The organism is Terriglobus tenax, from assembly GCF_025685395.1.
GTDB lineage: Bacteria > Acidobacteriota > Terriglobia > Terriglobales > Acidobacteriaceae > Terriglobus > Terriglobus tenax.
Map to the genome: position 1 here is coordinate 304017 of NZ_JAGSYA010000004.1, position 13994 is coordinate 318010.

Annotated in this window: 8 protein-coding genes; all 8 read left to right on the forward strand. The window is 58.8% G+C overall.

What is annotated here, in order from left to right; all coding sequences use genetic code 11:
- Position 1 precedes the first annotated feature (1 nt).
- Genes OHL13_RS06945 through OHL13_RS06980 form a run of 8 tightly spaced genes read left to right on the forward strand, consistent with a single transcriptional unit; the run spans position 2 to position 13980 of the window.
- Positions 2-2287 (forward strand): hypothetical protein, encoded by a 2286-nt coding sequence (locus OHL13_RS06945; RefSeq protein ID WP_263409404.1) that lies wholly within the window; start codon positions 2-4, stop codon positions 2285-2287.
- Positions 2284-3216 carry a hypothetical protein gene (locus OHL13_RS06950; RefSeq protein WP_263409405.1) on the forward strand — a complete coding sequence of 311 codons (933 nt, stop codon included), beginning with the start codon at positions 2284-2286 and terminating at the stop codon, positions 3214-3216. Before OHL13_RS06945 ends, OHL13_RS06950 begins: the two co-directional genes overlap by 4 nt.
- Positions 3213-5411 carry a tetratricopeptide repeat protein gene (locus tag OHL13_RS06955; RefSeq protein WP_263409406.1) on the forward strand — a complete coding sequence of 733 codons (2199 nt, stop codon included), beginning with the start codon at positions 3213-3215 and terminating at the stop codon, positions 5409-5411. Before OHL13_RS06950 ends, OHL13_RS06955 begins: the two co-directional genes overlap by 4 nt.
- A 14-nt stretch (positions 5412-5425) precedes the next feature.
- Positions 5426-6451 (forward strand): AAA family ATPase, encoded by a 1026-nt coding sequence (locus OHL13_RS06960; protein ID WP_263409407.1) that lies wholly within the window; start codon positions 5426-5428, stop codon positions 6449-6451.
- Positions 6448-7341, forward strand: a complete 894-nt coding sequence (locus OHL13_RS06965; RefSeq protein WP_263409408.1) for a DUF58 domain-containing protein — start codon at positions 6448-6450, stop codon at positions 7339-7341. Before OHL13_RS06960 ends, OHL13_RS06965 begins: the two co-directional genes overlap by 4 nt.
- Positions 7341-9350 carry a BatA domain-containing protein gene (locus OHL13_RS06970; RefSeq protein ID WP_263409409.1) on the forward strand — a complete coding sequence of 670 codons (2010 nt, stop codon included), beginning with the start codon at positions 7341-7343 and terminating at the stop codon, positions 9348-9350. The genes OHL13_RS06965 and OHL13_RS06970 overlap by 1 nt, the downstream gene beginning before the upstream one ends.
- Positions 9347-13063 (forward strand): DUF4175 family protein, encoded by a 3717-nt coding sequence (locus OHL13_RS06975; RefSeq protein ID WP_263409410.1) that lies wholly within the window; start codon positions 9347-9349, stop codon positions 13061-13063. Before OHL13_RS06970 ends, OHL13_RS06975 begins: the two co-directional genes overlap by 4 nt.
- A 17-nt stretch (positions 13064-13080) precedes the next feature.
- On the forward strand, positions 13081-13980 hold the full coding sequence (locus tag OHL13_RS06980) for a ChbG/HpnK family deacetylase (protein ID WP_263409411.1): 900 nt from the start codon (positions 13081-13083) through the stop codon (positions 13978-13980).
- Positions 13981-13994: the final 14 nt, after the last annotated feature.

Consider the following 13994-nt stretch of genomic DNA (forward strand, 5'->3'; position numbering starts at 1 on the left):
CATGTTCGAGTTTTTCTTCAAGTATCCCTACACGGCCTTCGCCCGCGGGCGTCTGATCCTGTTGAGCTCCTGGCCACACTGGGCGCTGGTGCTGGCCATGGTGTTGGGAGCATCGGCACTTGCGGGCCTGATCTGGTACCGCTGGAAAGATGCCGCACCGAAGTTAAAGTCGTGGAGGTCAGTTGTGATCTGGGCTCTGCAGGCCGCGATGCTGATGCTGCTGCTGCTTCTGCTGTGGGAGCCGGCCCTGAATGTCGCGGAGTTGCGTGCCCAGCAGAACATCATCGCCGTACTGGTAGACGATTCCGGAAGCATGGCGCAAGCGGATGCCGGCAACAACCAGAGCCGTGAACAGGCCGCGGTATCCGCGCTACAGAGCGGCATGTTGGATGGGCTGAAAAAGCGCTTCCAGACACGCGTATATCACATTGGTGCGTCCCTTGCGGAGACGCCTGATCCGGGCAAACTACAACCACAGGGTGTCTCTACCCACCTGAGCGAGGGCTTGCGGCAGTTCCTTACGCAGACACGAGATCTGCCGGTAGGTGCAGTTGTGCTGATGAGCGACGGCGCGGAGAACGCTACGGGCGCGGATGAAGGCACAGGCGGAATCGACATCGCCACGCTGGATGCTCTGCGCAATCGTCACCTACCGGTCCACACCGTTGGTTTTGGCAGCGAAACCGCAGAACATGATGTGGAGATGGAAGGTGTCAGCGTTGCATCACGTGCCCTGGCTTCGTCCCGCATGGTGGCCACGGTGCGCTTTCATCAGCGTGGATTCGCAGGACAAACAGCAATGCTGACCGTGCGTGATAGCGGCAAAGCGCTTGCCGGACGCGAGATTACTCTTCCGGCAAACGGTGAAACCCATACAGAGACGCTCTACTTTGACGCAGGCGCGGCGGGAGCCAAGAGCTTTGAGTTTTCACTGGCGGCAATGCCTGGAGAAAACAACACCCTCAATAACAGCCTGAGCCGCATGGTGAACGTGAGTGGCGACAAGCGGCGGATTCTTTTTGTAGAAGGCGAGCCGCGATGGGAGTTCAAGTTCATTCGCCGCGCGGCGGACGACGATCCGCAGTTGCAGATGGTCTCGATGCTGCGCACCACGGAAAACAAGATCTACCGGCAAGGCCTGAGCGATCCGAACGAACTGGCCGAAGGTTTTCCAACGCGCCCAGAAGATCTGTTTGCCTACTCCGGCATCATCATCGGCTCGGTTGAGAGCGGCTACTTTACGCCATCGCAACAGGAGCTGTTACGCGAGTTTGTCGACCGTCGAGGCGGCGGTGCGCTTTTTCTTGGCGGCCGCTTCTCACTTGCCGATGGTGGCTGGGCCAGTTCTGGAGCAGCGGACCTGATCCCAACCTTTTTACCCAGGACCAAGCAGACCTTTCATCGCGATCCAGCGTATCCGCTGCTGACACAGGTTGGAGCAGAGTCGCCTGTTACACGGCTCGCAGACGATGCTGCCGCGAATGCGGCGCGCTGGAAGAAGCTTCCCTACACCGCCGACTACCAGGACGCAGGCACACCGAAGCCCGGAGCAACCGTACTGTTGGAGATGACGGATCAACACCGCAAGATGCCCATGCTGGTGACACAGCCTTATGGCCGCGGGCGGACAGCCTTGATGGCAACGGCGGGTACCTGGCGCTGGCAGATGAGCATGCCTGTCGGCGATGGATCGCATGGCCAGTTCTGGAAACAGTTGCTGCGTTATGTTGCAGCCGAGTCTCCGGGGCCGGTGGTTGCCAGCGTTCCTGCGCAGACTCTTCTGGATGAAGGACATGTTGTTCTTTCTGCCACCGTGCGTGACAAACAATATCAACCAGCACCCGATGCCGATGTGATGGCGCGCGTTGTCGGTCCGGATGGAAGTTCTTCCATGATGGCACTGCCTGCTGTCCCTGGCGAGATCGGGAGCTTCCGCACGGAGTGGACTGCGGACAAACCCGGCTCTTATGCCGTTGAGGTCACGGCATCGCGTGCAGGCGAAACGCTCGGCTCAGATATTGTGACGCTGGAACGCAAGGATGGCATCGCGGAAAGCTTTCACACCGAACAGAATCGCGAACTGCTGGAACGCCTTTCCAACACAACTGGCGGTCGTTACTGGAAGCAGTCAGAACTGAGCACTTTGCCTCGCGACATTTCCTACTCCGAGGCTGGAATCTCGGTGCGCGACACCAAACCGCTGTGGGACATGCCCATCAACTATCTACTGCTGCTTGGCCTGCTCAGCACGCAGTGGCTGCTTCGCAGGAAATGGGGCGTCGTATGAGGCATATTAGCGTTACCCTGCTTCTGCTGGTGCTCTCGCTTCCCTGCCGCGCGGCGGTGTATTACATCACGGTGGCCGGATTGGGCGGTGAGCCGGACTACGAGCAACGCTTTACCGCGGATGCAAAGAATATTGACAAGGTGTATCGCGGATCGGCTGCAGCGCACGTGATCACCCTGAGCGGAGCCGATGCCACCAAAGCAAAACTGACTGCCGCACTCAACGAAACCGCACGGGAAGCGAAGCCCGAAGATGACCTGGTGCTTGTGCTGATCGGACACGGATCGTTCGATGGCGAGGAGTACAAGTTCAACCTTGTGGGGCCTGACATCTCCGCGACAGAGTTGGCTTCTGCGCTCGATAAGATTGCCGCCAGGCGCCAGCTTGTCGTGAATACAACAAGCGCCAGCGGCGGATCGCTCCTGGCCTTGCAACGTACAGGGCGCGCTGTGATTACAGCGACGAAGACAGGCACAGAAAAGAACGCAACCGTCTTCGCCCGCTACTGGCTTCAGGCACTCCAGGACCCGGCCTGCGATACGGACAAGAGTGGCGCTATTTCGGCGCTGGAAGCTTTCACATACGCCGATCGCAAGACAGCGGAATTTTATAGTTCGCAAAAGCGGTTGGCCACCGAACACGCTGTCTTCGAGGACATGGGAAAGGGAGAAGCTGTACGGACCATCACGCAAAGCTCGCGCGAAGGCTCACTTCTGGGGAGCTTCACAGTGTTGCGTATGGATGGTGGCAATGCGGCGGTTGTGAATGATCCTGCACACCAGACCCTGCTTGCGAAGAAAGAAGAACTGGAGCGCAAGGTGGACCAGTTGAAGTATGAGAAGGCAGTCATGGAGCCTGGAGAATACAAACAGGCGCTGACAGCGACCCTGCTGGAACTGGCCAAAGTGCAACAGGAGCTTGAGAAATGAAGAGCCTCCTCCTGGTATTTGCACTTGCGCCTGCGCTGCACGCAATAACGTGGCAGGAGTGCCGTTCCATGGAGAAGCATGGCAAGGACACCTTTGCCTGCTACACGCAACTTACGCACACGAATGACCCTGCAATGCGCGCCGAGGGCTTCTGGGGACTGGGAAACTACGAGCAGGCAAATGCCGAATTCCGCGAGGCGATCGCTTCACAAAACAGTGGGCCAGCGGTTCGCGTGCGCTGGGGTCTACTTTTTCATGAACGCTTCAACGATGTCGAAGCGGTGAATCTCTTCCAGGAAGCGCTCACCAAAGATCCGAACAACGCGTCCGCTTATTATGGTCTGGCGCTGGTCAGTGCCAACGGATTTGATGGGCGCGCTCCACAGTACCTTGCGAAGGCTCTGGAGCTCAACCCAAAATCTGCCGAAGCCCACGAACTGGCTGCCGATATGGCGCTGGAAAACTCTGACCGGGAAACCGCCGCCAAGCAGGCCGATGAAGCCATCGCACTATCACCCGATGCACTCGATGCCATGGCGGTCCATGCTGCGATAGAACTTCTGGCTGACAGGCCACCGGATGCATGGCTCACTAAAATCAATGCCGTCAATGCGAAATACGGCACCGGCTATGCGCGCATTGGCTATCACCTGGTGCAGAACCGCCGTTACGACGATGGTGTCACCTACTACCGCAAAGCAATTGCCCTACAGCCGAACCTATGGGCGGCACATGCACAGCTTGGCATTAACCTGATGCGTCTTGGGCAGCAAGAAGAGCCGGAGAAGGAGCTGCAGCTTGCCTATGAAAACGGCTATCGCGACGCTGCGACAGTAAACAGCCTGCGTCTTCTGGACAGCTACAAGAATTTCCAGACATTCACCGATGACACAACCATCCTGAAGCTCAACAAGAAAGAAGCAGAACTGCTTCAGCCTTACTTCTCAGCCGAGATGCACCGCGCCATGGCGGTTTACGAGAAAAAGTACCAGATCACATTGAAAGGCAAAGTACAGCTTGAGGTATACCCCGACCACGAGGACTTTGCCGTGCGCACGATGGGAATGCCGGGGCTGGGCGCTCTCGGTGTGACCTTTGGCCAGGTTGTAGCGATGGATAGCCCCTCCGGCCGCAAACCGGGCGAGTTCCACTGGGCCAGCACGCTATGGCACGAACTGAGCCACGTCTATGTACTCTCTGCTACGAACCATCGTGTACCGCGCTGGTTCACCGAGGCCCTTGCCGTCCATGAAGAGACGCAGGCATCGCCAGAATGGGGCGACCGCGTTACGCCGGAGATCTTGCTGGCCATTCGCGACAAAAAGCTGCTGCCCGTGGCAGAGCTTGACCGCGGCTTTATCTATCCGCAGTACCCGTCGCAGGTTATCGTCAGCTACTTCCAGGGTGGAAGCATCTGCGACTACATCAGTGAGCGATGGGGTGAAAGCAAGCTGCTGGAGATCGTACATGCATATACGAAGTTGATGCCCACGCCAGAGGTGATTCAGACCACTCTTGGCGAATCTGCCGAACAGTTCGACAAAGATTACGCAGTGTGGCTGGACAAGCAGCTCGGCGAAGTTGTGAAGAATTTCGACACCTGGCGTAAGCAATTTACCGAGCTGGCACAACACGCAAAGTCAAAAGACTACGCCTTCGTCTCCGCCAATGGACAGAAGGTGATCGCACTGTACCCGCAATACATCGGCGATGCCAGTGCGTATGAACTCCTGGCAACGGCACAGATGAGCGGCAACGATAAGATGGGCGCCGCAAAGACGCTGCTGGCGTATGAAAAGATGGGCGGTCACGACCCGTCTACCCTGAAACAGTTGGCAACTCTGGAAGAAGAAGCCGGAGATAAGTCCGCCGCTGCAGCCACGCTGGAACGACTGAATTATGTGTATCCCACCAGAGACGACGACCTGCACCGCCGGCTTGGCAGCTTGTGGCTCTCGCTCAAGAATTATGACGGCGCGGTGCGGGAGTACTCCGCTGTGATCGCTCTACATCCACTGGATACTGCTGGTGCGCAGTACTCCCTGGCGCAGGCTTACATGGCGAAGGGTGATCGCGGCAAAGCCGAAGAAGCCGTGCTGGCAGCGCTGGAAGCTGCCCCCTCCTACCGGCCAGCTCAATTGTTATTGCTTCAACTGCATGACGGCAGCGCAACGGCGCAGCCGAAGACCAACTAAGGGACGAGGACCGGATGGAGACCGCACTGAATAGCCTGGATGCAGCCGAACTGGAAAAGCGGATTCAACGATTTCATGCCGTACGCGACGGCATCCTGGCGCAGGTGCGCAAGGTCATTGTCGGCCAGGATGAGGTACTCGATCAGATTCTTACCGCGCTGTTCGTTGGCGGGCACTGCCTGCTGACCGGTATGCCCGGCACGGCGAAGACGCTGACGGTCAAAACGATAGCGGAAGCGCTCGGGCTTACCTTCAAGCGCATTCAGTTCACACCTGACCTGATGCCGTCAGACATCACGGGCACCGACATTATCGAAGAAGACCCGGCGACCGGACACCGCACCTGGACCTTCGTCCCGGGCCCGATCTTCGGCAACGTGGTGCTGGCTGACGAAATCAACCGCACTCCCCCCAAGACACAGGCGGCCTTACTTGAAGCGATGCAGGAACGCTCCTGCACGGTGCGTGGCCACGTCTACCAGTTGCCTTCGCCCTTCTTCGTACTCGCAACACAGAATCCGATTGAGTTGGAAGGGACCTATCCATTGCCGGAAGCACAGCTTGACCGCTTCCTGTTCAACACCGTGCTTGACTACCTGTCCGCAGATGACGAGGTGAAGGTCGTCGATATGACCACGGCGACGCTTGCACCGAAGATCGAAGCCGTTACATCTGCCGAAGAATTGCTCGAACTGCAGCAGCTTGTCCGCATGGTTCCGATTGCGGAGTCGCTGGCGCGCTATGCGGTTAACCTTGTCCGAGCCACGCGCTTCAAGAGTGACAACGCTCCGGACTTCGTAAAGAAGTATGTCAACTACGGCGGCAGCATTCGTGCCGCACAGTTCCTGGTACTTGCGGCCAAGGCGCGCGCACTGGCCAACAAGCGGTATCACGTGACGTATGACGATTTGAGATCACTGGCCACGCCCGTGCTGCGCCATCGCATCCTGCTCAACTTCCATGCCGAGAGCGAGCGCATCGACACCGATGAGATCCTGCGCCGTCTCATCGCTCACCTGCCTGCACCCAAGGAAGCATGATGCAGCGATTCCTCGATCCCGCGGTTCTGGCCGGCATTGGCAACCTGGAGTTGCTTGCGCGTACGGTGGTGGACGGCTTTGTCGCCGGCCTGCACCGCTCTGCCGATTTTGGCTTCAGCCAGGAATTTGCCGAATACCGCGCCTATACTCCGGGCGAGGACCCGCGCCACATCGACTGGAATTTGTTTGCCCGTACAGAGCGCACTTATCTGAAGCGGTATCGTGGCGAGACCAACAGCCAGATGACCGTGCTCCTGGATGCCAGCAACTCGATGAAGTACAGCTCGCACAAGGTCAGCAAGATGGACTATGCCCGCTATGCAGCTGCCGCGCTGATGTACATGTCGATCAAGTATCAGCGAGATGCCGCCGGCATCATTGTCTTTGACGACGACATACGAGAGTCTGTTCGCCCATCCACCCGGCAAGGCCAGCTGTATCGCGTGCTGGCCGTGCTGGACCGTGCCGAACCGGCAGCACGCACGAACTTCAACAATCCCATGAGGCACGCACATGAGTTGCTGCGACGTCGCGGCATGGTGATGGTCTTCTCCGACTTCTTTGGCGATCCCGAAGAGATGATTACCTCCATCGAGCCGCTGCGTTATCAAGGCAGCGAAGTCACCCTGTTCCAGGTGCTCGATCCGAAAGAACTAAAGCCCGAGCTTCGCGGGCCCTCCGTTCTGGAGGACATGGAAACCGGCCAGGTAATGGAGGTCATCCCGGATTACGCGAAGCATGAGTATCGCCGTCGCTTGAATGAACATCTTGCCGCTGTCGAGTCGAGAGCCCGCGCCGCGGGCATGGATTATCGCCTGCTGGTGACCGACCAGCCGCTGGACGCCACGCTGCAGGCGTACCTGTCGCTGAGAAAGGCGGCCGCTGCCTGATGGGATTCCTCGCGCCATGGTTTCTTGCGGGAGCACTCGCCATAGGTCTGCCGGTCTATGTGCATCTGCTGCGTCGCCATAAGAGCATTCCTTTACCGTTCAGTTCCCTGATGTTCTTCGAGCGGGGCACACAGAGCTCAACCAAACATCGCCGTTTGAAGTTCCTCCTGCTCTTTGCGCTGCGAACGCTGGTTGTTCTTCTACTGGCATTGACCTTCGCCGCGCCGTTTGTTCGCAGGCCCGCGGCAAAAGCCAATGACCGTCTTCTGCTGATCGTTGTCGACCACTCTCTGAGCATGCGCAGCGGAACACGCCTGTTGGAAGCGAAGCAGCAGGCGCTCAGCACGCTTAGCTCGCGGCGTCCCGGACAGAAGGCACAGGTCATGGCGCTCGGTGGGCAGATGGAAGGCCTTACCCAGGCAATTGAAGACGACGAAACACTCCGCTCTGCCATCAACAGCATTCAGCCCGGGGATGGCCGCTCAAACTTCGGCGACCTCGGCCGGGGCGTACGAGCTCTGGAAGAGGCCACACACATTCCGATTGATCTTCACCTGTTCAGCGACATGCAGCGCTCCAGCGTGCCCGGGAACTTTGCGGAGATGGTACTGCCTGAGTCTGCAAAGCTCCTGCTGCATTCCGTTGCAGACAGAACAGAAGAAAACTGGGGCATCGTCAGCGTGGACGCACCTTCGCAGGTCGCTGATACCAAGACAGCGCGCGTGCGTGCCGTCATTGCCGGGTACAACACCAGGGCAGCCAGCAAGAAGGTCTCACTGATGATCGATGGCAAAGCTGTCTCTTCAAAGACCGTCACCCTGAAAGAGAATGGCAATACCACGGTCGAGTTCACTGGGCTGGAAGTGCCTTACGGCTTGAGCCAATGCTCCGTGACCCTCGATGGCGGAGATGCTCTTTCCGCGGATGACCTGTGGCGATTCGCGGTGCGCCGTTCCGACCCCGAACACATCCTGATGGTCCGCCCGGCGCTCGATACACGAACCCCGCTTTACGTGAGTGCGGCCATTGCAGCAGCAAGTCAGGGAGCGTATCTGCTGCAGCCGATGAGCGCGGACGCCGTCACCGAATCCGATCCCTCAAAATATGCCTTCGTCATTCTGTCGGATGTCTCCACGTTGCCCACAGCCTTTGAGAACGCGCTGAGGAAGTACGTACAAGGCGGCGGCAACGTGCTGATGTCCGTCGGCACGAATGCGGGACGTCAGGGCAAGCTTTCTTTACTGGCCACGGCGACCGCGCAGCCGCATTTCTATGCCCGTGGCGGGGATCCGATAGGGATCGGCGATATGGACCGCACGCATCCCGTGCTGCGCGAAACAGCAGGATGGAGCGACGCGCGGTTCTCTTTCGCCGCAAGCGTGGATGCAAACGACGCAAGGGTTCTCATCAAGCTGACGGATGGCACTCCCCTGCTGCTTGACCGTCAACTTGGCGAGGGTCACGTACTTGTCTTCGCTTCAGGATTCGACAACCTGACGAACGATCTGCCACTTTCGCCTGCGTTTGTTCCTTTCCTTGATCTGACGACACGCTATCTTTCCGGAACAGAACGACTGAGCGGTGCGCGTTCCGTGGATGAGTTTGTCCCGCTGCGTTCTGCCGCGGCGGGAGCTTCGCAGGGCGCCAGTGTAGACGTGATCGCACCGGACGGTACGCGGCCACTTACGCTTGCGGAAGCCAGTACCGCGCAGACACTGCGATTGACCTCCGCGGGTTTTTATCGCGTGCGCTTTGCAAACGGTCGTGATGGCCTGATTGGCGTAAATGCTGACACACGCGAAAGTAACCTTGAGATTCTTCCGCCCGATGTCCAGCAACTCTGGGCAGGAAGTGCCACCGGCAACGGAAACACGGCCTCGAATCCCGTACAAAATAGCACGGTACGCGTCAGCCTGTGGTGGTACGCTATGGTCGTCCTCTTCCTGCTGGCTCTGGCGGAGTCTATTGTGGCCGGGCAGTACCTGGGTACGCAAAGGGAGGAAGCATGAGCCGTCATCAGCAGCTCAACGCCTACATTGACAGTATGGAACGCCGTCTGCGCGTGGCTGCTACCGTACGTGGCGCAGCTGTCGTCGCAGCAACGGCGCTCATCGTTACCGTTGTTGCAATTCTCATCCTGAATGCGTATGCCTTCCCTCTCAGCAGGCTGACTACAGCCCGACTCTGCATGTTGCTGGCCATCGTAGTAGCTGCCACGATCGCACTCGTAATTCCGTTGCTGCGACTCACGCGCAAAGCTACCGTTCGCCAGGCGGAACAGGCCTTCCCTGCCTTCGACGACCGTCTTCTGACTTTTTCTGAGCGACAGGAGACGAACTCAGGTCCATTCTTTGAATTGCTGGCCGCCGACACGCTGGCCATTGCCGAGACCGCGCATCCCACTGACCTTGTACCGCAACGGACTTTCTATACCTTGATGGGCGCCGGTGCGGCCTCGCTCGGTCTTTTGATCTGGATGATCGCCGCCGGCCCGGGCTACCTGGGCTATGGAGCGTCTCTGCTATGGACAGGCCCGAAGAAGAATGTTGCTCCACTGTATGACCTGCGCGTGTTGCCTGGAAATGCTGCGCTGCGCCGCAATACCGACCAATTGATCACCGCGCAACTCACGGGCATTCAGACAGACAAGGTGCAGCTCTTTGCGCGCTACCAGAGCTCGGCCCGATGGGAGCCGGTGCCCATGCGACCGCTGGAGGGCGCTCCCGGATACCAGTTTCTCTTCACCGCGTTACCTGAAAATGTGGAGTACTACGTCAGCGCGGGACCACTTTCCAGCAGCCACTACACACTGCGCGTTGTCGACATGCCGCAGATTACCGCCATCAAGGTGAATTACAAGTATCCAGCCTGGACAGGCATGAAACCGCAGATCGATGAACATGGTGGCGATCTTCGTGCGATTGAAGGCACCGAGGCGGAGCTTGAGATCCATACGGACAAGCCGTTGCACAATGGCCTACTTGCACTGGATGACGGAACCTTGTTGAAGCTGAGCGGAGGCGAAGGCAATACGTATCGTACGACGATAAAGATGCAGAAGGATGGCGCGTACCACATTGCCGGCATCGACGATGGACAGCAGGTGCGCCTGACAGAAGACTACTTTGTTGCCACGAACAAGGCAGAGCCTCCTACCGTTGCAATTGAAAAGCCAACAAACGACTATCATGCAAGCCCGATTGAAGAGGTCACGATCAAGGTAAAGGGTTCGGCAGAGTTCGGCCTGAATGCCATGGCATTGCACTACTCCGTGAACGGTGGCCCTGAACAGACAGTACCCATGCTTAAGGCCAATGGACTTCGCCAGGCCGATGGCTCGCAGACCATCAGTCTGGAAAACTACAAGATGCAACCTGGCGATGTCGTCAGCCTTTATGCCACGGCAAAAGACGGCCACGCGGAGGCGAAGACCGATATCAGCTTTATCCAGGCCGACCCCTTTGAGCGCGAGTTCTCACAATCGCAGGCTGGTGGCGGAGGCGGCGGTGGGGGCGGCGGACAGCAACAGAACCAGGGGGAGATCTCCCGCCGGCAGAAAGAGCTGATCGCACAGACATGGAAACAGCAGAACGATAAGACCTCCACACCGAAGTCCAGCGAGGACCAGTCGAAGTTCCTGGCCGATGTACAGAGTAAGCTCCGGCAGCAGGTGGATGCTCTTTCCAGCCGCCTGGAAAGCCGAGACATGACCGCGGCCAATGAGACCTTTACCTCGTTTGAGAAAGACATGCAGGAAGCTTCGAAGGCCATGGTGCCCGCCGCCGATAAGCTGCGCGGCCAACAGTGGAAAGATGCAATTGCCAACGAGCAGAAGGCGCTCCAGTTCCTGCTGCGTGCCGAGGCTACCTTCCGCCAGATCCAGGTTGCCTTTGGCCAGCGCGGAGGTGGTGGCGGCGGTGGAGGAGGCTCCATGGGTCGCGATCTCGCAACATTGCTTGACCTGGAGCTTGATACGGCAAAGAACCAGTATGAGAGCGCACAGACCGCATCGCCGCAGGAAGAGAAAGAAAAGAAGGTCGATGAAGCTCTGCAGAAGCTTGATGCGCTTGCCAAGCGGCAGGAAGAGCTGGCACAGAACGAGCGCAGCAATCCGCAGCAGAGCTTCCAGCAGCGCTGGCAACAGGAGATGCTGCGCCGGGAAGCCGAGCAACTGCAAAAGCAGATGGAGCAACTCGCTCAGAACCAGAACGGGCAGCAGCAAAATGGCCAGCAGCAATCAGGTTCGCAGCCGGGCCAACAGGGCGGACAGCAGTCGGGTCAACAGAGCAGCCAGCAAAGGGGACAGCAATCAGGCTCCCAGGGCGGATCGCAGAGAGGGGATGATCCCCGCGTGCAGCAAGCACTCGATCGTCTGCGGCGTGCCAATGATGAGATGAAACGTGCGGCCACTCCACAGGCCGGCCAGCCCAACGCACAACAGGCGGCCAATGAAGCAGCTCGCCGCGCAGCCGAGTCGCTCCGTCAGGCGACCGGCTTGATGGGAGGAGCTCAGCAGCAACAGGCCAGCGGCAAGCTGGACTCGCTGGCACAGGAGTCTGACCGCATTGCCAAAGAGGAGCGCGCGCAATCTGACCGTATCCGCCAGTTTGTCGCCGAGCAAAACAGCAAAGGTCCTGCAACCACCATGCAGGAGATGATGGAGCGAGCCAACGCGCGCAACCGCATTGCCGACGACCGGCAGAAACTGTCTGAAGACTTCTCGCGGCTGCAGAACAGCCTTCGCAGCACGGCGCGACAACTAGCACCAACACAGCCCGGCGTGTCCGGTAAGCTGCGGGATGCTCTGAACGCTTCCGATCAGGATGGTCTGGACAACCGCGTACAGCGCACGGCCGACTGGCTTCGCCGGGGCATCAACCCGGAATCGAACGGTACGGAAGAGAGCATCCGCGCGGGCATGGACAAACTGAACCAGCAGGTGCGACAGGCGGCCAATGGTGTTGGCTCCGGCGGTGATCCGCGTCAGCAGCGGCAGAATACGGGAGACCAGACCGCCGCCCTGGGCGCTCTGGATCGTTTCCGTAGCCGCATCGAATCGCTTTCCAACCGCAATGGCAATGGACAGACCGGCAACCGCAACGGACCACAGCAGGGCCAAAGTGGCCAGCAAGGCAATGGGCAACAGTCTGGCCAGAACGGACAACAAGGCGGACAGGGCCGGCAAGGCGGCGGGAATCAAAGCGGCCAGCAGACATCGCAGGCCGGCAATGGCGCAGGCGGCGGGCGCGCAAACAGTGGCGACCTGGGCAACTCCTCCAACCGCGGTGGCGGCTACGATGGCGGTGCAGCGTGGGGCAATGTGAATACCGGCAATAATCAGTTCGACCGTTCGCGCCGTGCCGGAGACCCGGGCGATACGAACAACCCCGCCGACCTGCAGCAGATTATCGCGCAGGGGATGCGTGACCTTAACAACCTGCGCCAAGCCGCTGGCAACGATCAACAGGCAAAGAAAGAGATCGACGACCTGCAGCGGCAGATGCAGAGCCTTGATCCACGGCGCTTCCCTGGCAATCCTGAGATGGTGCAGCACATGAGCACCGAGGTGCTGGCCCAGGCTGACAAGATCGAGTTGCGCCTGCGGCAGAGTGCGGCGCTGGATCAGGGTCAGATACGTAGCTCAAAACCAAAGACAGCCGCCCCTGCATACCAGGACGCGGTGGCCGACTACTATCGCCGCCTGAGCAAGACACAGCCATAACGATTAAACTCAAGCTTGTGCAGCAACTGATCATTAACGCAGACGACTTCGGCCAGGCTCCTGGCATCAACCTCGCCATTGCCGAGCTGTACGATGCCGGAGCACTGACCTCCGCGACACTGATGGCCAACGGCGCAGCCTTCGAAGAAGCCATGGCGCTGGCAAAACAGCGGCCAGGTCTGGGTGTGGGATGCCACGTCGTATTGCTGGACGGAAATCCGGTTCTTTCTCCGGAAATGGTTCCCTCTTTACTGGGCTCTGATCGGCTGACCTTTCGCCCGACGCTCTCGCTGTTCGTCCGCGACCTTGCCATGGGCCGCATTCGCGAAGAAGACATCGAACGGGAAGCTGTAGCGCAGATCAGAAAACTCCAACAGGCTGACCTGCAGGTGACGCATGTCGACACCCATAAGCATATGCACGCCTTCTCCCGTGTCCGCAGACCGTTGCTGCGCGCCATGGAAGCGTGTGGTCTGGACTGTCTTCGCAATCCCTTCGAAGAGGAATGGAGTATGCGGCTTTCCGCGGCACCATGGCTGCGTCAGTTCCAGACGCGGGCTATGCGATATCGCTCGGGGCGTTCCTTCTGGAACGATGCTGTTGCGCATACCATGGCCGCGCCCGATGCCTGCATCGGCATTGCGGCAACCGGAACACTTCACTCCGTAACAATCGAGAGATGGCTTGAAGTCCTTCCCGAAGGGATATGGGAGATTGCCTGTCATCCTGGATACCGGGATACTGTTCTGGCATCGCAACGGACACGTCTGCAGAGCGAACGAGAGATAGAACTACGCGCGTTGCTGGAGACGCTTCCCCGCATCCTGCGGCAGCGTAGGGACATCCAACCTATGCACTTTGGCAATCTCGCAGCCGCCCGCGTTCAGCGTGATGGCTTCTCTCACTCTACCTGCTAACGAAACGATAGGGA

Bases quoted from the DNA above. Each gene is read 5' to 3' on its own strand.
- OHL13_RS06945 (WP_263409404.1), top strand. From the start codon at position 2: ATGTTCGAGTTTTTCTTCAAGTATCCCTACACGGCCTTCGCCCGCGGG.
- OHL13_RS06950 (WP_263409405.1), top strand. From the start codon at position 2,284: ATGAGGCATATTAGCGTTACCCTGCTTCTGCTGGTGCTCTCGCTTCCC.
- OHL13_RS06955 (WP_263409406.1), top strand. From the start codon at position 3,213: ATGAAGAGCCTCCTCCTGGTATTTGCACTTGCGCCTGCGCTGCACGCA.
- OHL13_RS06960 (WP_263409407.1), top strand. From the start codon at position 5,426: ATGGAGACCGCACTGAATAGCCTGGATGCAGCCGAACTGGAAAAGCGG.
- OHL13_RS06965 (WP_263409408.1), top strand. From the start codon at position 6,448: ATGATGCAGCGATTCCTCGATCCCGCGGTTCTGGCCGGCATTGGCAAC.
- OHL13_RS06970 (WP_263409409.1), top strand. From the start codon at position 7,341: ATGGGATTCCTCGCGCCATGGTTTCTTGCGGGAGCACTCGCCATAGGT.
- OHL13_RS06975 (WP_263409410.1), top strand. From the start codon at position 9,347: ATGAGCCGTCATCAGCAGCTCAACGCCTACATTGACAGTATGGAACGC.